This is a genomic window from Cytobacillus oceanisediminis 2691, assembly GCF_007678455.1.
Taxonomy (GTDB): Bacteria; Bacillota; Bacilli; order Bacillales; family Cytobacillaceae; genus Mesobacillus; species Mesobacillus oceanisediminis_A.
In genome coordinates this window covers 1-323 of the sequence record NZ_VEEP01000090.1, presented here as the reverse complement: position 1 = coordinate 323, position 323 = coordinate 1, and the positions used below count along the sequence as shown (strand labels likewise).

At 51.1% G+C, this 323-nt stretch carries 1 protein-coding gene; it reads right to left on the bottom strand.

Annotation, left to right across the window (positions count from 1 at the left end):
* Positions 1 to 102: 102 nt before the first annotated feature.
* Positions 103 to 323, bottom strand: a 221-nt coding sequence (locus FS736_RS23505; protein ID WP_222125095.1) for a hypothetical protein, incomplete at its 5' end; no start/stop codon positions are given.

Below are 323 nucleotides of genomic sequence, written 5' to 3'. Positions count from 1 at the left end.
TTCCCCAATCTCTCGATCCCTTTTTACCATGCATCCGCAATGCATGGAGTTGCCCTCAACCCTCACCATACTTATGAACCACATCACCACCGCCCGCTCCATTTAAAAAACCATGACCACTTTAAATACCTTCATACACCCAATCCCATCCCTCACCACTTCAATCCCCTCATTATCCTCCAAAACATTCACCTCATTCACCATCACACCATCCAAATCATCGAACCCCCAACTCCCTCCCACCATATCCCCCCCATCGCTCACCATATCCCCCAGGACGACATCTTGTTCACGCACCCCCATCACCTCCGTCCTCCCCACCT